This is a genomic window from Spirochaetota bacterium (assembly GCA_025061835.1).
GTDB lineage: Bacteria > Spirochaetota > Brevinematia > DTOW01 > DTOW01 > SKYB106.
Window position 1 is genome coordinate 1 of record JANXAC010000051.1, and the last position, 720, is coordinate 720.

Genomic DNA, 720 nt, shown 5'->3' on the forward strand with positions numbered 1-720 from the left:
TTAGCGACGGGTCTTCAATTTTGTTTAAAATGTATGTGTGATTTTCTTCGTTTATCTTTTCTTGCTTTGATTTACGATTCTTTCCATTCACCTTTTCCTGCTTTGATTTGTTGTCCTCGCCTTTAGCATCGTATTGTTTTAATTCTTCCTTTAGCAATTCCCTATATTGAAAGCGAACAATAAGCACCTTCTCGTTTTCTATAAACTCTACTGGCTTTTGGTCGTCAAGGACAAAAAATCTCTCCTTGGTTTCCTTGTTTGAGTTCAGCTCTTCCTCTGCTTTCACGGTTTTGAAAATGACCATATAGTCTCCTGCTTTAAAAGCGTAATCTCTAAACAAAATTCCTGTTTTTATGTAGTACTGGTCTCGGTTTGCCCAGTAGAGTTTTACCTCTTCACCGTTGTAAGGAATTGCATATTTATGTCCTTTTATTGAATAGCGATACTGTGGGATAAAGTCTCCTTCTTCGTAGTAGCGAGAAAAGAAGTTATAAAGGTCGTTGAAGACCTGTGATTCTTCTTCCTTTTCATATTTAACAAAGACCTCGTTAACCTTATTCTTAAGGTCTTCTTCAATAAACTTCTTTATTTGCTTACGCTTGTAGTTTAGAATGCGATAAATTCCAAAGTCTAAGTCTGATGCTTTAAACTGGAAAAGTTCTTTCAGCAAGTTTTGAAACTTCTGGAGAGCTTCCATATCCACCTCCATCGATTTTATGC

1 protein-coding gene is annotated in these 720 nt (G+C 36.1%); it reads right to left on the minus strand.

The window, feature by feature from the left end:
- Nucleotides 1–697: site-specific DNA-methyltransferase (locus tag NZ579_08210; protein ID MCS7299919.1), on the minus strand; the 697-nt coding region annotated here is incomplete at its 3' end.
- Nucleotides 698–720: the final 23 nt, after the last annotated feature.